Source organism: Streptomyces sp. NPDC055189 (assembly GCF_053606765.1).
This window is the reverse complement of the sequence record NZ_JBSGSG010000125.1, coordinates 1-19,339: the sequence shown is the minus strand read 5'-3', so window position 1 is coordinate 19,339 and position 19,339 is coordinate 1. Positions and strand designations below refer to the sequence as shown.

Here is a 19,339-nt window from a genome sequence, read left to right as displayed (position 1 = left end):
CCCGGGGGCCGTGACCGCCTGCCCGGGGGGGGGGGCGGGCCGCGCAGTTCCCCGCGCCCCTGAGGCAGCGGCTTCGCCGCGCCTTTCAGGGGCGCGGGGCTGTGACATATGCGGCTCCGCCGCGTGGGCGCGAGCAACCACGACGCACCCGCGGTCGGCAGCGCACCCGAACCGAACAGCGGGGGCCGAGTTCAGTCCGCGACGACCAACGCCGGGGTCTCCCGCTTAAGGACCTCGCCCCGAAAGAACGCCGGGCTCTTGCGGCCCATCACCAGCATGATCACCACGCCGAGCAGCAGCAGGCCCACGCCGATCACGAAGACCGAGCCGACGCCGAAGACGGAGGAGCCGCTGCCGTAGGCGGGGTTCCACATGTCGATGAGGGTCTTGGCGAAGACGCCGGTCAGCAGGACGCCGCCGAGGACCGGGAGCAGTCCCTTGAAGACGAAGTCACGGACCGAGTTGAAGAGCTCGCGGCGGAAATACCAGACGCAGGCGAAGGCCGTCAGCGCGTAGTAGAAGCAGATCATGAGGCCGAGCGCGTAGATCGTGTCGACCAGGACGTGCTCGGAGACCAGCGTCATGACCGTGTAGAAGACGGCGGTCGCGACGCCCGCCGTGACCGTCGCGCGGCCCGGCGTCTTGAAGCGCGGGTGGACGCGGGCGAACGACGGCGGGAGCGCCTCGTACGAGGACATGGCGAGGACCGTGCGGGCCACCGGGATGAACGTGGTCTGCAAACTCGCCGCCGCCGACGCGAGGACCGCGACGAAGAGCAGGATGCCGAGGGTCGGGCCCATCACGGGGCCCGCGAGGACGGCGAAGACGTTGTCGGAGGTGTCGGGGTTGGCCAGGCCCAGGCCCTTGGTGCCCGCGCCCACCACCATCTGCGCGGCGACGGCCGTCGCGAGATAGGAGCCGACCAGGACGACCATCGCGATGAGCGCGGCGCGGCCGGGGGTCTTGTCGCTGCCGGTCGTCTCCTCGTTGGCGGCCAGGCACGCGTCCCAGCCCCAGTAGATGAAGATCGCGAGCGAGAGGCCCGCGGTGAAGGAGGAGAACGACTTCACGGCGAACGGGTTCAGCCATGACCACGAGAAGTCCTGCGACAGCGGGAACTGTGCGCTGCCCGCCTTCTGGAAGGCCATCACGACGAAGATCGCGAGGACGACAAGCTGCAGCCCCACAAGGGCGTACTGCACGCCCTTGGTGGCCGTCATCCCCCGGTAGCTGATGGCCGTCGCGGCGGCGATCAGGGCGAGGCACGTGAGGATGTGGACGGCCTTGTTGTCGTCGAGGGCCGCCACGGAGTCGTTGCCCGTGATCTCGCCGGCCAGGAGCCAGAAGTACGAGGTCGCCACGCCCGCAAGGTTCGACAGGACGATGATCGTGGCGATGACCAGGCCCCAGCCGCACATCCAGCCGATCCGGGGGCCGAAGGCCTTGACCGTCCAGGTGAACGAGGTGCCGCAGTCCGGCATGGCCTTGTTGAGCTCGCGGTAGGCGAATGCCACCAGGAGCATCGGCAGGAAACCCGCGAGGAAGACCGCGGGCATGGCCAGGCCGACCTCGCCGGCCGTGGAGCCGAGGGTCGACGTCAGGCAGTAGACGGGGGCGACGGTGGAGATGCCGATGACGGCGCTGCCCATGAGGCCGACGGAGTTCCCGCCCAGGCCTTTGGCGCGTACGCCCCCGTCGGGGGCGCCGTTTACCGTGTCTCCGGCCTGGGGCCGTACGTCCAACTGGGTCATGAACAGGACGTTAAGGGCTGCGGTTTCCACATACGGAGGATCGCGATCCGGATCGATCGCCTTGCCATCAATGGGCTGAGAGGGTCAGTCGCCATTGATTAACTGGCGAACCAACCACAACTTCCATTCATTGACAGGCAAAAGTCAGACTGTCCGGTATGCGGGAACCGCAGCACTGCCCGTTTTGCCCCGGTTCAAAATTTTCCCGAGCTCCTTCTCGCATTCCACATACCGGACATCCTCCGGACATCACCCCGGCCACACGATCGACTGGAGCTCGCTGTACGCGTGCAGCGCGTACGAGCCCACGTCCCGCCCGACCCCGCTCTTCTTGAACCCGCCGAACGGCGCCTCCATGTTCCGGCCGATCGTGTTCACGCCGACCCCGCCCGCCCGCAGCCGCCGCGCGACGCGGAAGGCGCGGGCCACGTCGCCCGACCAGACGTAGTCGATGAGGCCGTAGTCGCTGTCGTTGGCCAGCGCGATGCCCTCCTCCTCGTCGTCGAAGGGGACCACCACCACGACCGGGCCGAAGATCTCCTCGCGGACCACCCGCATGTCGTTCGTGCAGTCCGCGAGCAGCGTCGGCGCGACGTAGAAGCCGCGGTCCAGGCCGGGGCCCGCCGGGCGCTCGCCGCCCGCGACGACCCGCGCGCCCTCCTTGCGACCCAGCTCCACGTACGACTCGATGCGGTCCCGGTGCGCCGCCGAGATCACCGGGCCGACGACCGTCCCCTGCGCCTGCGGATCGCCGACCTTCATGAAGCCGATGTAGCCCGTCAGCTTCTCGATCAGCTCGTCGTGGATCGCGCGGTGCGCGATCACCCGCGTCGGAGCCGTGCAGATCTGCCCGCTGTAGAAGGCGTACGTCGTCCCGATCTCCGCCACCGCCGAGTCCAGGTCCGCGTCCTCGAAGACGAGCGCCGCGCCCTTGCCGCCCAGCTCCATCAGCTGGCGTTTCATGTCGCGCCCGCACACCTCGGCGATCCGCTGCCCCACCGACGTCGAGCCGGTGAAGCTCACCATGTCGACGTCCGGTGAGTCCACGGCCGCCTCGCCGACCTCCGGGCGGGCGCCGCTCACCACGTTCACCACTCCGGGCGGCGCCCCGGCCTCCTCAAGGGCCGCCGCCATCCGGTACACCGACAGCGGGTCCTGCGGGGCGGGCTTCACGACGACCGTGTTGCCCATGGCCAGGGCGGGGGCCACCTTGCCCGCCGGGTTGGCCCACGGATTGTTGTACGAGGTGATGCAGGTGACGACGCCCACCGGCTGGCGGACGGCGAGCGCACCGAGCACACCCGCCTTCCCCATCGGGCCCGCCTCGCTGATCTGCGGCACAAGGGCCGCCTCGACCGGCTCAAGGGCACCCTTCGCGTACCGCTTGAAGCGCGCCACCGACACCGCGACCTGCATCCCGCGCGCCGTCCCGGTCGTCGCACCGCTCTCGGCCTGCGCGAGTTCCGCGTACGGGACGAAGTCGCGCCGCATGATCTCCGCCGCCCCGTCCAGGACGGCGGCCCGCTCCTCGGGGGTCGTACGCGACCAGGTGGCGAAGGCCTCGCGGGCGGCGCCGGCCGCCGCGTGCACCTGCTCACGGCTCGCCTCGGGAGCAAGGCCGACGACACCCTCGGTGGCCGGGTTGATCACCTCGTAGTGCCCGCCGTCGGGCTCGACCCACTCGCCGCCGACGAACAGCCGCTGTTCCTGCTCACTCACTTGGTGCTCACCGTCCTGGTGTCCCGGCCCGAGCGGAGCACCGTGCCGGGCGTCGCGCCCGTCACCCGGTCCTCGCGGATGGCCTCGACCCCGTTGACCCAGACGGCGTTGATGCCGATCGCCTTGGAGTCCAGGCGGGGGCTGTCGCCCGGCAGGTCGTGCACCAGCGTGGCCTTGCCCGCATCGATGAGCTCGGGGTCGAAGAGCACGAGGTCAGCGTGGAAGCCCTCCTCGATCCGACCCCTCCCCCGCAGCCCGAAGAGCTGCGCGGGATCGTCGGTGAGCATCTTCACCGCCTGCTCGAGGCCGACGAGCTTGCGCCCCCGCAGGCAGTCCCCGATGAACCGGGTCGTGTACGGGGCTCCGCACATGCGGTCCAGGTGCGCGCCCGCGTCGGAGCCGCCCAGCATGACGTCCTCGTGCTGCCAGGTCTCCTGGCGCAGGGTCCACGACGCGGGGTCGTTGTCGGAGGGCATCGGCCACAGGACCGTACGCAGATCGTCGTTGGCGCAGATCTCGACGAGGCACTGGAAGGCTTCCTGGCCGCGCTCGGCGGCGATGTCGCCGACGACGCGCCCCGTGAGGCCTTCGTTCTCCTTGGAGTACGTGTCCCCGATGACGTAGCGGTCGAAGTTCGAGAGCCGCCGGAAGACCCCGGCCTCCTTGCTCGCGGCGCGCCGCAGCATCTCGCCCCTGACGTCCGGGTCGCGCAGTTTGGCGATGCGCTCGGGGACGGGGAGGCCGAGCACGTCGCCCCACCCCGGGATCAGGTTCAGTGCGCAGAAGGTGCCGAGCGACATGTTCATGGGGGTGAGGATCGGCATCGTGAGGGCCACGATCCGGCCGCCGGACTTGCGGGCGCGCTCGCTGGCCATCAGCTGGCGCGGGACGCGCTCGGGCACGGCGGAGTCGATGGTGAGGACGTTCCAGTTCAGCGGCCGACCGGCAGCGGCGCTCATCTCGACGAACAGGTCGATCTCGTCGTCGCTGAACTGATCGAGACAGCCCGCGACGATGGCTTCGAGCTGCGTGCCCTCGTGCTCGGCGACGGCCCGGCTCAGCGCGAGCAGCTCCTCGGGCTTCGCGTGCCGGGATGCCACCGGCTCACCGTCGCCGTCCGAGTGCGTGGAGGACTGCGTGGTGGAGAGCCCCCAGGCACCGGCGTCCATGGCCTCATGGAAGAGCCGCAGCATCTCGTCGAGCTGCTCGGGGGTCGGCTGCCCGCCGACCGCGTCCGCGCCCATGACGTACCGCCGCAGCGCGCAATGCCCCACCATGAAGCCCGCGTTGACGGCGACGCGGCCGTCCAGGGCGTCCAGATACTCGCCGAACGAACTCCACGACCAGGGCGCGCCCTCTTCGAGCGCCACCAGGGACATGCCCTCGACCTTGGACATCATCCGCCGCGTGTAGTCGGCGTCCTCGGGCCGGTCGGGGTTCAGCGGGGCGAGCGTGAAGCCGCAGTTGCCGCCCGCGACGGTGGTGACGCCGTGGTTCAGGGACGGGGTCGCGTAGGGGTCCCAGAAGAGCTGGGCGTCGTAGTGCGTGTGCGGGTCGACGAATCCGGGGGCGAGGATGCGTCCCGTGGCGTCTTCGCTGGTCCGGGCCTCTTCCGTGACGGCACCGGGCTCGGCGACGACGGCTATGCGGCCGTCCCGGATGCCTACGTCGGCGGTGAACGCGGGGGCGCCGGTCCCGTCGACTACGGTCGCGCCCTTGATCAGATGGTCGAGCATGACGAGGTCGTCCCCCTTGACGTGTCTTTTTCGGTACGGATCGGGCCGTGCAGAACGGGTGGGTGGGCGGGAGAAACACGCCCGAAGGGCGATAGGAGGGTGCCCCGGCCTCCGTCCGGGAAGGGAAGGCCGGGGCGGTCACTGGCGACGGCTCAACCGCCTCAGGCCCCCGCACCCCGCATCCGCGAGGTCCGGTGCACGGGATCGGTGTCGATCTTCGGAATCACGTGCTCACCGATCAGCTTGATCGTGTTCTTCGTGTCCTCGGGCGAGATCCCGATGGGAAGCCCGAAGCTGAGCTGATCCGCCCCCGCCTGCTCCCACCGCTTGCACTGCGTGAGGACCTCGTCCGGATCGCCGCAGATCATCAGCTCCTCGGCGATGAGCAGCTCGATGATCTCCTCGGTGTACTCGGGGAGCAGCTCGGGCCACTCGGGGATGCCCTCGGGGCGCGGGAAGGTGTCGTGGTAGCGGAAGAGGAGGGACTGCAGATAGTTCAGCCCGCCGCTGACGGCGATCTCCACGGCCTTCTTGTGCGTCTCCGCGCAGATCGCGGTCGAGGTCACCATGACGTTGTCGTTGACGAAGGCGCCGACCGGCTCTGCGTCCTTCACGGCCGTCTTGTACGACTCCAGGACCCACTCCATGTCGGAGACCTTCTGCACGCTGAAGCCCAGTACCCCGAGCCCCTTCTTGCCGGCCATCGCGTACGAGGGCGGGGACCCGGCGGCGTACCACATCGCCGGGTGCGACTTCCCGTACGGCTTGGGAAGGACCTTGCGGGGCGGCAGCGACCAGTGTTTGCCCTGGAAGCCGACGTACTCGTCCTGGAGCCACATCTTGGGGAACTCGGCGATGGTCTCTTCCCAGAGTTCCTTGGTGTGGTTCATGTCGGTGATGCCCGGCATGAAGCCCAGTATCTCGTGCGACCCGGCGCCGCGCCCCGACCCGAACTCGAAGCGCCCTTCGGAGAGATGGTCGAGCATGGCGACCTTCTCGGCGACCTTGACCGGGTGGTTCACCGGGGCGAGCGGGTTGAAGATGCCGGAGCCCAGGTGGATGCGGTCGGTGGCATGGGCGAGATAGCCGAGGAAGACGTCGTTGGCGGAGAGGTGCGAGTACTCCTCCAGGAAGTGGTGCTCGGAGGCCCAGGCGTACTTGAAGCCGGACTTGTCCGCCTGGATGACGTACTCGGTCTCCTCGATGAGCGCCTTGTGCTCGGCTTCGGGGTCGACCTTGGCCCGTTTGGCGGGCACGTATCCCTGTACAAAGAGACCGAATTCCAAGGAGGTTCACCATCCTCGTGAGTTTCTGACGCACCGTCAGATCTTGATGACGTCGACTGTTCCACCGGGCGGGTGGAGCGTCAATACCTGATGCACCGTCAGGCGATGCTGACCCCCGCGAGCCAGCCCCCGTCGATGACGAACGGCTGCCCGGTGATGTACGCCGAGTCGCCCCCGGTCAGGAAGAGCGCGAGGGCGGCCACCTCCTCGGGCCGCCCGATCCGCCCGAGCGGCACGAGCTTCTTGTAGAGCTCGGCGACGGCCTCCCCCGCCTCGGCGGGATCGGCGGTGGGATCGAGCTGCGCGGGGTTGGTCATCGGGGTGTCGACGGCCCCCGGGCAGACCGCGTTGACGCGGATGTTCTTGTCGGCGAGCTCAAGGGCGGCGACGCGCGTGAGGCCGAGGATGGCGTGCTTGGTCGCGGCGTACGCGCCTACGTAGGCCATGCCCGTCATCGCCGTGTACGACGCGGTGTTCACGATGGTCCCGCCGCAGGCGGCGGCGATCTCGGGCGCGACGGTGCGGATACCGAGGAAGCAGCCGATCTGGTTGACCTGGATGATCTGCTGAAACTCCTCGAGCGGGGTGCTGACGAGTTCGTTGAAGCGCAGGATCCCGGCGTTGTTGACCAAGCCGTCGATCTTCCCGAAGGCGTCCTTGGCGGCGTCGATCGCCGCCTCCCAGTCGGCCTCCCGGCTGACGTCGAGGTGCACGTACCTGGCCACGTCCCCGCCGAGTTCCCTGGCGAGGTCCTTGGCGAGGGTCTCGCCCTGCTCGTCGAGCACGTCGCCGATGACGACCCGCGCTCCCTCGGCGGCGAAGAGCCGCGCCTCCTGCTCGCCCTGCCCGCGCGCCCCACCGGTGACGATGACGACGCGCCCGTCCAGCTTGCCCATACGAATCTCCTTGAGTGGTGGCGCCGGGAGAGGTCGGTCAGTTCAGGTGCGGGGCGACTTCGGCGGCGAACGCCGCCATCTGATCCGTCAGCTCGGTGCGCCCCCGGCTGCGGAACCGCACCTGTATCTGCTGCACCCCCATCGCCCCGTACGCGCGCAGCGACTCCGCGAGGGCGTCCGGCTTCCCGCTCAGGGTGCGCCGCCCCACGGACCAGCCGGGCTCCCCCACGTACAAGGGCTCGGCGATCGCCCCCACGACGACCGGCTCCGCCACCCCCGCCTCCTCGCGCAGCCGCTTCAGCTTCGCGATCTGTGCGGGCAGCTTGTCGCGCGGGTCGCCCTGCGGCAGCCATCCGTCACCGCGGACGGCGGCCCTGCGGACGGCGGCGGGCGAGGAGCCGCCCACCCAGACGGGCACGCGTTCCTGCACGGGACGCGGCTTCTGTCCGAGCCCGCCGAAGTCGAAGTGGTCGCCGTGGTGTTCGGGATACTCCTCGGGCCCGAGCGCGGCCTTGAGCGCGTCGATGCTCTCGTCGAGCACGGGCCCGCGCCGCTCGAAATCGGCCCCCACGGCGTCGAACTCCTCCTGCACGTGCCCGGCCCCGACCCCCAGTATCAGCCGCCCGCCGCTGAGCCGGTCCAGGGTCGCGTACTGCTTGGCGCTGACGAGCGGATGCCGCAGCCCGACCACGGCGACGTGGCTCATCAGCCGTACGTTCTCGGTGATCCCCGCGAGGAAGGAGAGCGTGGCCACCGGGTCGTACCAGACGGTGCTCATGGTGTCCGCGAGCCGCCGCGGAATGGCCACGTGATCGCAGCTCGCGATGTACGCGAAGCCGCCCCGGTCGGCGGTGCGGGCGATCTCCGCGAGGTCTTCGGTGGTGGCGTCCGCCTCCCACGCCTCCGCGTACATGACGCTCTGCGACTGGATCGGGAGCTGCATCCCGTAGACCAGTCGCCCTTGCGGGAATATGTGCGCCAGCGCGTTGGCAGCCATGGGAACCCGACCCCTCACTTCGATCTGACGGTACGTCATATACGGCGACGGGTCTCATCGTCGTATCTGACGGTTCGTCAGGCAAGGGGTAGGAACACAGAAGAGCCCGGACACCCGGCGGGCGTCCGGGCTCGCCGTCGGATCAGGCCCCGGGCCACAGCCCGTCGTCCGTGAGCCCGAGCAGGTCGATCGCGTTGCCCCGGACGATCCGGTCCACGACATCCGGCGCCAGGTGACCCATCTGGTCCTCGCCGACCTGCCTCGACTTGGGCCAGGTCGAGTCGGAGTGCGGGTAGTCGGTCTCGTACAGGACGTTGCCGACGCCGATCGAGTCGAGGTTCTTCAGCCCGAAGGCGTCGTCGAAGAAGCAGCCGTAGACGTGCTCGGTGAAGAGCTCGGACGGCGGCCGGTGCACCTTGTCGGCGACCCCGCCCCACCCGCGGTTCTCCTCCCAGACCACGTCGGCGCGCTCCAGGATGTACGGGATCCAGCCGATCTGCCCCTCCGCGTACATGATCTTCAGGTTCGGGAAGCGCTCGAACTTGCCGCTCATCAGCCAGTCGACCATCGAGAAACAGCAGTTGGCGAAGGTGATGGTGGAGCCCACGGCGGGCGGTGCGTCGGCGGACGTCGACGGCATCTTGCTGCTCGACCCGATGTGCATGGCGATGACGGTGCCGGTCTCGTCGCAGGCCCGCAGGAAGGGGTCCCACTCGTCCGTATGGATGGAGGGAAGGCCCAGGTGGGGCGGTATCTCGGAGAAGGCGACCGCACGCACGCCGCGGGCCGCGTTGCGGCGGACCTCGGCGGCGGCGAGTTCGGCGTCCCAGAGCGGGATGAGGGTGAGGGGGATGAGACGGCCCTGCGCCCGGGGCCCGCACCACTCGTCCACCATCCAGTCGTTGTACGCCTGCACCCCGAGCAGGCCGAGTTCGCGGTCCTTGGCCTCGGTGAACGTCTGGCCGCAGAAGCGGGGGAAGGTGGGGAAGCAGAGGGCGGACTGGACGTGGTTGACGTCCATGTCGGCGAGGCGGTCGGGCACGTTGAAGGAACCCGGGCGCATCTGCTCGTAGGTGATGACCTCCAGCTTGATCTCGTCCCTGTCGTAGCCGACGGCGGTGTCGAGGCGAGTGAGGGGCCGGTGAAGATCTTCGTAGATCCACCAGTCCCCGATCGGCCCGTCATCCCCCTTCGCGCCCATCACCGGGGCGAACTTCCCGCCCATGAAGCTCATCGACTTCAGGGGCGCCCGGACGATGCGCGGCCCCCTGTCCTGGTACTTCGACGGCAGCCTGTCCCGCCAGACGTTGGCCGGCTCAACGGTGTGGTCGTCCACCGAGATGATCCTCGGGAACGTCGGCAGGGTCTCAGTGGTCTCCATGTGCTCCACGGTAGCGCTGATCTGACGACCCGTCAGCTCCCCGTCAGCGATCCGTCTCCCGTCCACCGGCCACGCACCGACCTCTCCCCGGCTGCCCCACGGCTGTCCCCCGGCCGTCCCCCGGCCTCCCGCGGACCGTCCGTACGCAGATCAATACCGGCCCCCGAGTGCGTGGACCCTGTGAGAGCCGTCTCCCACTGCTGACGCATCCGCCATGAACAAGGCAAACTGGCGGGGAGCAAGAGACTGGTAAAGAACAGAGCGAGGCAAAGAGCGAACAGCGCGGGCAGGGCAGACCCGCGGCGCACGACCAGGCACGGCGACGGCCGGGCACGGCAGCAGGGGGAGCGATGGACGTTGTACCGCGAGTACCGGACCAGCGGCGTCCGGCCCCGGGGAACGCCCCCGAGGAACTGAGACCGCACTTCAGCGTGCTCGGCCCCGTACGCGCATGGCACGGCGCCGAGCAGCTCTCCATGGGCTCTCCGCAGCAGCGCGCACTCCTGGCCGCGCTCCTGCTGCGTGCCGGGCGCACGGCGACGGCCCACGAGCTGATCGACGCGCTCTGGGGCGACGAACCGCCCTCGCAGGCGCTCGCCGCGGTCCGTACGTACGCGTCGCGCCTGCGCAAGGTCCTGCCCGCCGGAGTCCTGGTCAGCGAGTCGGGCGGCTACGCGATAGCGGTGGCCGAGGGCGCCCTGGACCTGTCCCTCGCGGAGGACCTGTGGGCGGAGGCGGAGAAGGCGCGCGGCGTCGGCGACCTCTGCCAGGCACGTTCCCTGGTCAACAAGGCGCTCGGCCTCTGGGACGGCGAACCCCTGGCCAACGTCCCCGGTCCGTACGCGGAGACGGAGCGCACGCGCCTGGAGGAGTGGCGCCTGCAGCTCCTTGAGTCCCGCCTGGACATGGACCTGGAGGTCGGCTGCCACGCGGAAGCGGTCTCGGAACTCACCGCCCTCACGGCGGCGCACCCCTTGCGGGAGCGGTTGCGGGAGTTGTTGATGCTGGCCCTCTACCGCAGCGGGCGCCAGGCGGAGGCCCTCGCGGTCTACGCGGACACGCGCCGACTGCTCGCCGACGAGCTGGGGGTGGACCCGCGCCCCGGTCTGAAGGAACTCCAGCAGCGCATCCTCCAGGCGGACCCGGCCCTGGCCGAACCCTCCGCGGCGACCCCGGAACCGGCGGCGGCGGTGGTACGCCCGGCCCAGCTCCCGGCGACGGTCCCGGACTTCACGGGCCGCGCGTCCTTCGTGACCGAGTTGAGCGAGATCCTGTCGGCGGCCGAGGGCCGGGTGATGGCGGTCTCGGCGCTCGCGGGCATCGGGGGCGTGGGCAAGACGACGCTCGCGGTCCACGTGGCGCATGTGGCGCGGACGTACTTCCCCGACGGACAGCTGTACGTGGACCTTCAGGGAGCGGGCGCGAGGGCGGCGGAGCCGGAGACGGTCCTCGGCGCGTTCCTCCGTGCCCTGGGCACTCCCGACTCGGCGATCCCGGACTCCCTGGAGGAGAGGGCGGCGCTGTACCGCTCCGTGCTGGACGGCCGCCGGGTCCTGGTGGTCCTGGACAACGCGCGCGACGCGGCACAGGTACGTCCGCTGCTCCCCGGCATGGAGGGCTGCGCGGCGCTGGTCACCAGCCGCATCCGGATGGTGGACCTGGCCGGGGCGCACTTGGTGGACCTGGACGTAATGTCTCCGGAAGAAGCCCTTCTCCTCTTCACCCGGATCGTCGGCGAGGAGAGGGTCCAGTCGGAGCGCAAGGCGGCGCTCGACGTGGTGGCGGCCTGCGGCTTCCTCCCCCTGGCCATCCGCATCGCGGCATCACGCCTGGCGGCGCGCCGCACATGGACGGTCTCGACCCTCGCCGCCAAGCTGGCGGACGAGCGGCGCCGCCTGGACGAACTCCAGGCGGGCGACCTCGCGGTCAAGGCGACGTTCGAGTTGGGCTACGGCCAACTGGAGCCGGCCCAGGCCCGCGCGTTCCGCCTCCTGGGCCTGGCAGACGGCCCCGACCTCTCCCTCGCGGCGGCAGCGGCGGTCCTGGACCTCCCACTGGAGGAGACGGAGGACCTGCTGGAAATGCTGGTCGACACGTCCCTGGTCGAATCGGCTGCGCCGGGCCGCTACCGCTACCACGATCTGGTGCGGCTCTACGCGCGTGCGTGTGCGGAACGGGACGAGCAGCCGCCGAGTGAGCGGGGGGCGGCGATGTCGCGGTTGCTGGACTTTTATCTGGCCACGGCAACCGGGGTCTACGCCCTTGAGCGGCCGGGAGACCGGCTCGTGGACCACCTGGAGCGGACGGATTACGCGGGACTGCAGTTCTCGGCGGGCGGTACCGCTCTCGACTGGCTGTACACCGAAGCCAACAGCCTGCTGGCCTGCGTACGGCAGTCCGCAGGCGACGGAAGCATGCTCAGGCGTGCCGTCGACCTCCTCTGGGCTGCCAAGGATCTCGCCGAGTCGGGCGCCAACTCGCATCAGTACGAGACGACGGCCGTCGCCGTCCGTGACGCCGCCAACGCCGCCGGGGACGTGCGGGCAGAGGGACGGGCCCGTACGACACTGACCAATGTTCTGCTGGTCTCAGGCCGCTTCGACGCGGCGGACGAGGAAGCCCGGCTCGCCACGCTCCTCGCGGAGAAGGCAGGAGACACCGTGCCCATCTGCTGGGCCTCGAACGACCGCGGGATCATCGCCATCTACCAGAGCCGCCACGCAGACGGCGAGCGGTATCTGCAGCAGGCGATAGACAACTTCCGCGCCATCGGCAATCAGGTCGGTGAGGCCAGCGCCCTCTGCAACCTCTCCCGCATCCATGTCGCCATGGGGCGCACGACAAGCGCCGTAGAGCTCGCCCGGCAAGGCATCGCCATCTACGACAACATGGGGCTGACGCTGCGCCGCGCCAACGGACGCTTCGCTCTGGGCATCGCGCTGACCCGGGCGGGCCGGCACTCAGAGGCCCTCGACGAGCTGTCGGAGGCGCTCACCATCTTCACCGAGAACCGCCAGCGCCTCTGGGAAGGAACCACCCACTTCAGGATCGCTGAAGCCCACCTCGCCGCGCGTCGCCCCGCACAGGCCGCGCAGCACGCGGAGCAGGCGCTGGCCCTGCGCTGCATCGGCGGTGACTGGATGCGGGGCAATGTCCTGACGACCCTGGGGCGGTCCCTGGCAGAGCTCGGCCAGGTGGACAGGGCGAAGGCTTGCTGGACAGAAGCTCTGGCGATCTATCAGCAGTCCGGTGCCGCGGAGGCAGATGAAGTACGGCGGTTGCTCGGGCCCGTTGCGGCGGTCTAGAAGTACGCCGCCGCCGTTCATCAATCGTTTATCGCCACCCGGCACTCTCATACATGTCGAACCGTCGCCTCGGGGGGCAGACGGCTTGGCGGAGAGCTGGACAGATAGCATGTTCGGCTCTACAACGCCCGTCCGGCGGTCCTCGGGGGAGCTGCCGGGCGGGCCTTGTTCCCACTCTGCTCTACCAACAGGGGAGATCAACTCATGAGCGACGCCAAGAAGAAGAAGACCGACGACCCCACCACGCAGGACAACCACGCGGGCAGCGAGCCCACGAAGATCACCACGCAGGACAACCACGCGGGCAGCGAGCCCACGAAGATCACCACGCAGGACAACCACGCGGGTTCCGAGCCCGCCAACTGAACCTTCTTGCACGGGGATTCGACCGCGGTGGCGCGGAGGGGGAGCCACCGCGGTCGACGCATGTCCGGGGGCCTTGTCCCATGGCTCCCATGACACCCATGGCTCCGATGGCAGGAAAGGTGGGCTGCTCGTCATTGCAGACACCGGGGCGCGGCTGAAGACTTGAGCCCACGGCACGACAACCTCGCCGCCGCCCACCGCACCGGGAAAGGGACCCCATGCAGATCGCGATCCTGCTCTACGACAACCTCACCGTCCTCGACGCGATAGGCCCCTTCCAGACCCTCGCCGGACTCCCGGGCGCCGAAGTCGTCTTCGTGGCCGAGCAGGCGGGCCCCGTCCTCGACGACACCCGCACCCTCTCCCTCGTCGCCACGAAGTCCCTCGCCGAGGTCAGCAGCCCGGACATCGTCGTCGTACCCGGCAGCGCGGAGCCCGCGCTCGACAACGAGGCCATCCTCGACTGGCTCCGCCGCGTCGACGCCACCACCACCTGGACCACCTCCGTCTGCACCGGCTCCCTCATCCTCGCCGCCGCCGGTCTCCTCAAGGGCCGCCGCGCCACCTCCCACTGGCTGGCGCTCGAGCAGATCAAGAAGTACGGGGTCGAGCCGACCGGGGAGCGCGTCGTGTTCGACGGGAAGTACGTCACCGGCGCGGGCGTCTCCGCCGGTATCGACATGGGCCTCACCCTGGCGGGCAAGATCGCGGGCGACGAGCACGCGCAGACCGTACAACTCCTGATCGAGTACGACCCCCAGCCGCCGTACGACGCCGGCTCCCCGGCAAAGGCCCCGGCCGCGATCGTGGAGAACTTCCGGGCGCAGACCGTGTCCTAGCCTCAGGCTGCGGTCAGCTCGCACCAGACACACTTGCCGGAGCCACCGCTCCCGCCGAGCGGATACCAGCCCCACCCGTCGGAGCAGTCCCGGACGAGGCCGAGCCCCCGCCCTTCCTCCGCGTACACGGAGACGCGAGCGGATGCCTCCGGCGGGGACGGGTCGCCGTCCCACACACCGATACGAAGGACCCGCCCCGCCCAGCGGAGACGCAGGGCGGCGGGGCCTTTCGTGTGCCGCAAAGCGTTGCTGATCAGCTCGGTCGCCAGCAGTTCGGCGGCTTCCGCGATGTGCGGCAGGCCGTGGGCGTTGAGGACTAGGCGGAGGGTGCGGCGGCCGATGGTGACGGCGCGGAGGTCGTGCGGGACGTAGAGGGTGTACTCCCACGGTTCGCCTTGCTCGTTCGGTTCGTCCGGACAGTCGCCATCGACGGTTCTGGGCATGCGTGACTCCGGGTGGAGTGAGGGGTGATGGGGCTCGCTACGTCACCGGGCGGTGGCATGTCGCCGCCGCCATGGCATGGCGGGGCGGTGCGCTTCCGGACACTCGTGACTTCGCAGCGTGTGCGACGCATCACTAAAAGTAGGGGTCTAGTTGAACCCCGTCAAGCAAAGCTGGAATACTCCTACCTCTCAACACCCATAAGAGGCAGGGAACATGCCAGCGAGGAGCATCATCACCGCACGGCAGGAGCGGCTCGGCGCCGAGCTGCGCAAGCTCCGGGAGCGCGCGGGCCTGACCGGACGGGAGGCGGCACGGGCAGCCGGAATCGCTGAGACCAAGATTTCGGCCATGGAAGCGGCCCGGGTGGGGGTGAGCGCGGAGCGGGTACGCCATCTGACCAGCCAGTACGCGTGCGACGACGCCGCCCTCCTGGATGCACTGACGGCCATGGCGACCGAGCGTGGTTCCGGCTGGTGGGAAGAGTATCGAGGGTTGGTCCCTGCTGGGTACCTGGAAATGGCCGAACTGGAGGATCACGCAACGCACTTGCGGACCTTCCAGAGCGCCCACATTCCCGGACTCCTGCAGACCGAAGCCCAGGTCAGAGCGCTCCTCGTGCCCTCGGTGCCAAAGTTGTCCGATGAAGACCTCGAGCGGCGTGTGACGTTCCGGATCGCACGCCAGCGGTCCTTCGACGGCACTCCACCCGCGCCGTACGAGGCCGTGATCCACGAAGCGGCGTTGCGTATCAGGGCCGGTGATCGAAAGGTCGCCCGCGACCAACTACTCCACATCCTGGACCGCTCGGAACTACCCCATGTGACGGTTCGCGTCGTCCCTTTCGATGTGAACGGCTTCGCGGGGATCAACCACCCGATGCTGTACGCGGGCAGCGCCCATCCTCAGCTCGACACCGTCTACCTGGACACTCCGCACGGCGGCGAGTTCGCCCATGCCGAAGCGCAGTTGAGCCGCTGCCGAGGAGTACTCAGCATGGTGGAGCACGCTGCTCTGAGCGTCCTAGAGTCGAAGGACTTCATCCACAGCCTCGTACAGAGCATGTGAAAGGTCCCCTCATGGCGCAGAACATCGCGTGGCAGAAGTCGTCGTTCTCAGGCGGTCAGGACTCGTCGGACTGCGTGGAGCTAGCCTCCGTCGAGGGAGTCCCCCGACTCCGGGAGAGCGACGCCCCCACCCAAATTCTGGCAACCACCCCCAAGAGCCTCGCCGCACTCATACGTCACATACAGACAAAGCGCCGCTGACCCGCAGCGCACCCCGCCCAACCATGGCAAAGTCACCGCCATGGTCCGCATGGTCACCTCAACGCAGCGGCGGCGCCTCGGCGCGGTGTCCGCTCTTCTCGTGGGCGCCGCCCTCACCACGCTCACCGCCTGCGGCGAGAAGCCGCACGACACGGTCGGCGCCCCCGAACCAAGCCAGAGCTCCAGCTCTGCCCCCGGCGCCTCCCCGTACGTGGAGCCGGGCGTGGTCGACGGTGCGCCGCACAACGGCGACAACAACGCCTACCGCCGCCCCGGCGACATGTCCCCCGCGAGCGAGGAAGCCGCCGAGGCCGAGGCGGCCCGTATGAAGCCCGTGCTCAAGCGGCTCCACGCCAAGAAGAAGTGGGACCCGGAAAGCGTCCGGGCCGCGCTCACCGGCGAGCTCGGCTACAAGATCGTGAAGACCGGCAGCAAGGGCAAGGTGCTCAGCGGCAGTCTCGTAGTCCAGGAGATGCGTTCGCGCTACGAGAACGACGAGTACGTCACCCCCGAGGGCACCATGATCGGCCTCCGCGTCCGCAAGGACGCCTGCGTAACGGCCTTCGTCCAACCAACGAACTACGAGGCGAAGACCAACGGCCCGTTCATGGAAACCGGCTGCATGGAGCCCCCCGTCGGGCATTAGGGCATTAGCCGATTGCAAGAAAGTCCCGCCGCGAGGCCCTCAAAGGGCCCTTTCGGCGGGACTTTTCTGCAATCCGCCCCTCACCTACCCACCGGGCCCCGCCAACGCCGTCTTGACCTTGGCCACGAAGGCCTCGGGGTTACCGAAGACCTCATCCGCGCCGAAGCGCAGTACCACCCGCACCTCGGGGCAGGCCGCGAGGTCGTTGTAGCGGGCCAAGTCTCGGCGGTGGGCCTCTCGTGAGCCGTGGTACGCGTAGCCCTCGATCTCTACGACCACGCCCTCCGCCCGGAAGAGGAAGTCGGGACGGCAGCGTCGGCCGCTCGGCGTCAGCAGTTCCACCTGGGTGGAAGGGCGCAGACCCGCGTCATGCATCCGCAGCCGCGCCATCGTCTCCGCCGGTGACCCGGCGAGGGGGTCGGCGAGGGCCAGCCGGCGACCGGCCCGGGCGGCGCCCGGGAGCGGGACGTCCAGGGCTGCGGCGAGGGCGGGCGCAGCGATCAGCGGCGGGCGCCGGACGCGATCAACGCCGATCGTCCGCCACGTCAGCGCCGAGTCGACCGCCACGAGCGCCTCGTCCCTCGGCCCGCCCCGCAGCAGGTCGGCCAGCGTGCGCGCGACCGTCGTCACCCGGAGCCCCCGCGTCACGGTGACGTCGCGAGGTGACAGGGCCGACCAGTGCATACGCGCCCCGACGCGGCGCCGCGACCGGTCCGGGTCAGTGAACTCCGGTTCCGCCCAGAGCACTTCGATGGCCCAGAGCGACGCCGCAGATGTATGGCTGGCGACCAGGCCCGGCATGGCCAGTTGCCCGGCCCGCAGGCGGAGTGGCAGGTCCACCGTTCGCCCCGGCTCCGCCCACACCCCACCCCCGAGCCGCGTCCACCCCTCACCGGTCAGCCGCCGGAACAGCTTGCTCCGGGGCCAACCCGCCGCCATGGCCCAGCGCGTGAGCAGCACACCCTCGACGGACAGCTCCCGCAGACCCGACGGCGGTTGCGGCTCTCGTGATTCCCCCATCGGGCAAGGCTCCCGCAAAGGGCCCCGCCCGACTGCCCCTGTGGACAACCGCCGTCAGGCCGCCCGCAGCCCCCTCAACCCCGCAACCCCCTCAGCCACCCCACCAGGAGCCGGTTCACCTCGTACGCCCGTTCCTGCTGGGCCCAGTGCCCGCAGCCCTCCAGGATGTGTGAGGAGACCAGGCCGGGGAGGGTCTGCGGGTACGCCTTGATCGCGTCGGCCAGCCAGGTCGTCGACGCGTCCCGGTCGCCGCCGATGAACAGTGACGGCTGGGTGATCGGGGCTCCGTCCCACGGCGCGAGGTCCTCCCAGTCGCGGTCGACGTTGCGGTATCGGTTGAGCCCGCCGGTCAGGCCGGTGCGTTCGAACTCGGACGCATAGATGTCCAGATCGTCCTCCGTCAGCCAGGAGGGGAGGCCGGTGGTCGGGGTGGTGAAGCGGTCGGACAGTCGGCCGCCGCGGGGCACGAAGTGCAGGCTCGGGGCGTCCGGCGGCGGCATCGTGTCCGCCGACAGTGATGTGTAGAAGCCCGCGAGCCAGCCCCGTACATCCGGCTCGATCTCCGCCTCCGCCCTTCCAGGCTCCTGGAAGTAGCTGACGTAGAACTCCTCGTCGGGGCCGCCGATCATGGCGAAGGCGTCCGTGGGGCGAGGGCCGCCACGGGGTGCGTAGGGGACGCTCAGCAAGCCCACCGCCGTGAAGACGTCCGGTTCGAGCAGCGCCGAGTTCGCCGCGATGCCCGAGCCCCAGTCGTGGCCCACGATCGTCGCGGTCTCCGCGCCCAGGGCCCGTACGACCGCCGCGTTGTCGGCGACGTGCTCCAGCATCCGGTACGCGTCCACCTTCCCCGGCTTCGACGAGCGGCCGTACCCGCGCACGTCGATCGCCACCGCGCGGTAACCCGCCTCGGCGAGGACGGGTAGTTGGTGGCGCCACGAGTACCAGGACTCCGGGAAGCCGTGGACCAGGAGGACCAGGGGGCCCGTGCCCTGTTCCACCAAGTGGATCCGGCCGCCCGGGACGTCCACCAGTCGATGGTGCTGCGCGTGGTGCGACATGATTTCTCCCGGATCGGATCTGTGGATACGTCGTGTGTCCTTATGATCCTGGGCTGCCCCCTCCCCCGCCCGCGAGGAACTTTGCCGGGTCAGCAAATGGCTCACCCTCGCGCCACCACCGCTCCAGCAGCATGACCGCGTCCGAAAGCCATGGCCCGGCGGCAGTGAAGCGAAACTCGTTGGACACCCCCCACCCCCCTCGCAGATAGTGCCGCGCATGACCTCCCTCGTGCGCCACCTCACGTTCGACTGTTCCGACGCCTACCGGCAGGGCACCTTCTGGGCCGGAATACTCGGCGGGAAGCTCGCCGACGACGACTTTCCCGGTGACCCGGAAGCCCTGGTCGAGGCCGACGGCATCACCATGCTCTTCGTGACCGTGCCCGACGCGAAGAGCGTCAAGAACCGCGTGCACGTCGACCTCCAGCCCACGGACCGCACCCGTGACGAGGAAGTCGAGCGGGTCGTCGGGCTCGGGGCCAAGATCGTGGGGGATCACCGGAAGCCCAACGGGCGCGGCTGGGTCACGCTCACCGACCCCAACACATCTAACTACCAGTTCTAAGAGTACCCGCAGGTCAAGCCCAACGACAGAGCCCCGCCCGGCACTTGGCCGAACGGGGCGTTTTG

The 19,339-nt window shown here is 69.5% G+C and carries 17 protein-coding genes; 7 read left to right on the top strand and 10 right to left on the bottom strand.

Translation table 11 applies throughout. From position 1 onward, the window contains the following. Window positions 1–191: 191 nt before the first annotated feature. From ACWFR3_RS43790 to ACWFR3_RS43760, 7 genes are all read right to left on the bottom strand, one after another. Window positions 192–1,751 (bottom strand): APC family permease, encoded by a 1,560-nt coding sequence (locus tag ACWFR3_RS43790; RefSeq protein WP_453740285.1) that lies wholly within the window; start codon window positions 1,749–1,751, stop codon window positions 192–194. Window positions 1,752–2,000: 249 nt separating this feature from the next. Further along, entirely contained in the window at window positions 2,001–3,470 is a 1,470-nt protein-coding gene (locus tag ACWFR3_RS43785) for an aldehyde dehydrogenase family protein (RefSeq protein ID WP_453740284.1), read from the bottom strand. After that, window positions 3,467–5,206: an N-acyl-D-amino-acid deacylase family protein gene (locus ACWFR3_RS43780; protein ID WP_453740283.1), complete on the bottom strand. Its 1,740-nt coding sequence runs from the start codon at window positions 5,204–5,206 to the stop codon at window positions 3,467–3,469. Before ACWFR3_RS43780 ends, ACWFR3_RS43785 begins: the two co-directional genes overlap by 4 nt. Window positions 5,207–5,367: 161 nt before the next feature. Then, on the bottom strand, window positions 5,368–6,492 hold the full coding sequence (locus tag ACWFR3_RS43775) for an LLM class flavin-dependent oxidoreductase (protein ID WP_453740282.1): 1,125 nt from the start codon (window positions 6,490–6,492) through the stop codon (window positions 5,368–5,370). 98 nt (window positions 6,493–6,590) lie between these two features. Beyond that, window positions 6,591–7,388 carry an SDR family NAD(P)-dependent oxidoreductase gene (locus ACWFR3_RS43770; protein ID WP_453740281.1) on the bottom strand — a complete coding sequence of 266 codons (798 nt, stop codon included), beginning with the start codon at window positions 7,386–7,388 and terminating at the stop codon, window positions 6,591–6,593. Window positions 7,389–7,425: 37 nt separating this feature from the next. Then, window positions 7,426–8,385, bottom strand: coding sequence for an LLM class F420-dependent oxidoreductase (locus tag ACWFR3_RS43765; protein WP_453740280.1), 960 nt, complete (start codon window positions 8,383–8,385; stop codon window positions 7,426–7,428). A gap of 142 nt (window positions 8,386–8,527) precedes the next feature. Beyond that, window positions 8,528–9,748, bottom strand: coding sequence for an amidohydrolase family protein (locus ACWFR3_RS43760; protein ID WP_453740286.1), 1,221 nt, complete (start codon window positions 9,746–9,748; stop codon window positions 8,528–8,530). 368 nt (window positions 9,749–10,116) lie between these two features. On the opposite strand from ACWFR3_RS43760, the gene ACWFR3_RS43755 reads away from it, so the two are divergent. The 3 genes from ACWFR3_RS43755 to ACWFR3_RS43745 all read left to right on the top strand — a co-directional run bounded on the left by ACWFR3_RS43755 (window position 10,117) and on the right by ACWFR3_RS43745 (window position 14,276). Then, a complete protein-coding gene (locus ACWFR3_RS43755) occupies window positions 10,117–13,071 on the top strand; it encodes an AfsR/SARP family transcriptional regulator (RefSeq protein WP_453740279.1) in 2,955 nt (984 codons plus the stop codon). 204 nt (window positions 13,072–13,275) lie between these two features. Continuing rightward, window positions 13,276–13,437, top strand: a complete 162-nt coding sequence (locus ACWFR3_RS43750) for a sigma-like protein (RefSeq protein WP_453740278.1) — start codon at window positions 13,276–13,278, stop codon at window positions 13,435–13,437. Window positions 13,438–13,655: 218 nt separating this feature from the next. Then, on the top strand, window positions 13,656–14,276 hold the full coding sequence (locus tag ACWFR3_RS43745) for a DJ-1/PfpI family protein (RefSeq protein ID WP_453740277.1): 621 nt from the start codon (window positions 13,656–13,658) through the stop codon (window positions 14,274–14,276). A 2-nt stretch (window positions 14,277–14,278) separates the two neighbouring features. Here ACWFR3_RS43745 and ACWFR3_RS43740 read toward each other — a convergent pair whose 3' ends face one another. Then, window positions 14,279–14,719, bottom strand: coding sequence for an ATP-binding protein (locus tag ACWFR3_RS43740; protein ID WP_453740276.1), 441 nt, complete (start codon window positions 14,717–14,719; stop codon window positions 14,279–14,281). A 214-nt stretch (window positions 14,720–14,933) separates the two neighbouring features. Here ACWFR3_RS43740 and ACWFR3_RS43735 point away from each other — a divergent pair, with 214 nt between their 5' ends. Genes ACWFR3_RS43735 through ACWFR3_RS43725 form a run of 3 tightly spaced genes read left to right on the top strand, consistent with a single transcriptional unit; the run spans window position 14,934 to window position 16,631 of the window. Next, window positions 14,934–15,785: a helix-turn-helix domain-containing protein gene (locus ACWFR3_RS43735; protein ID WP_453740275.1), complete on the top strand. Its 852-nt coding sequence runs from the start codon at window positions 14,934–14,936 to the stop codon at window positions 15,783–15,785. Between the two features lie 11 nt (window positions 15,786–15,796). Continuing rightward, window positions 15,797–15,985, top strand: a complete 189-nt coding sequence (locus ACWFR3_RS43730) for a DUF397 domain-containing protein (RefSeq protein WP_453740274.1) — start codon at window positions 15,797–15,799, stop codon at window positions 15,983–15,985. A 40-nt stretch (window positions 15,986–16,025) separates the two neighbouring features. Beyond that, window positions 16,026–16,631: a hypothetical protein gene (locus ACWFR3_RS43725; protein WP_453740273.1), complete on the top strand. Its 606-nt coding sequence runs from the start codon at window positions 16,026–16,028 to the stop codon at window positions 16,629–16,631. A gap of 84 nt (window positions 16,632–16,715) precedes the next feature. On the opposite strand, the gene ACWFR3_RS43720 is transcribed toward ACWFR3_RS43725, so the two are convergent. Beyond that, complete coding sequence (locus ACWFR3_RS43720; RefSeq protein WP_453740272.1) at window positions 16,716–17,651, bottom strand: hypothetical protein; 936 nt, start codon at window positions 17,649–17,651, stop codon at window positions 16,716–16,718. 74 nt (window positions 17,652–17,725) lie between these two features. Continuing rightward, entirely contained in the window at window positions 17,726–18,709 is a 984-nt protein-coding gene (locus tag ACWFR3_RS43715; RefSeq protein WP_453740271.1) for an alpha/beta fold hydrolase, read from the bottom strand. A 217-nt stretch (window positions 18,710–18,926) separates the two neighbouring features. On the opposite strand from ACWFR3_RS43715, the gene ACWFR3_RS43710 reads away from it, so the two are divergent. Beyond that, a complete protein-coding gene (locus ACWFR3_RS43710) occupies window positions 18,927–19,274 on the top strand; it encodes a VOC family protein (protein WP_453740270.1) in 348 nt (115 codons plus the stop codon). The last annotated feature ends 65 nt before the right edge of the window (window positions 19,275–19,339 follow it).